The organism is Streptococcus sp. oral taxon 058 str. F0407 (genome assembly GCF_000235485.1).
In the GTDB taxonomy this organism is placed as follows: domain Bacteria; phylum Bacillota; class Bacilli; order Lactobacillales; family Streptococcaceae; genus Streptococcus.
Map to the genome: position 1 here is coordinate 16,666 of NZ_JH378879.1, position 366 is coordinate 17,031.

General features: G+C 48.4%; 1 protein-coding gene. It reads right to left on the reverse strand.

The annotated features are described in order from the left end of the window. Positions 1-366 (reverse strand): hypothetical protein (locus HMPREF9184_RS09825; RefSeq protein ID WP_009444052.1); only part of this gene is annotated, 366 nt, incomplete at both ends.

The following is a 366-nucleotide window of genomic DNA, read 5'->3' on the forward strand; positions in this document are numbered from 1 at the left end:
CTTCTTGAGTCTTGGCCTCTTGAATTGCAGCAATTGCTTGGTTTGCAAGTTCAATTAATTTCTTCTTAGCTTCATTGTTAGAACCAAGCTCACCGACTTTTTTCTCGATGGCTTCTGTCAAGCTAGCCATGGCCTTATTGTATTCGATTTCCGGCTGTTTCGGTTCAGCTGGTTTTTCCGGTTCAGCTGGTTTCTCAGTCTCAGCTGGTTTTTCCGGTTCAGCTGGTTTTTCAGGCTCAGCTGGCTTTTCAGGTTGCGCTGGCTTCTCCGGTTCAGCCGGTTTCTCAGGCTCAGCTGGTTTCTCAGGCTCAGCTGGTTTCTCAGTCTCAGCTGGTTTCTCAGTCTCAGCCGGTTTCTCAGTCTCAG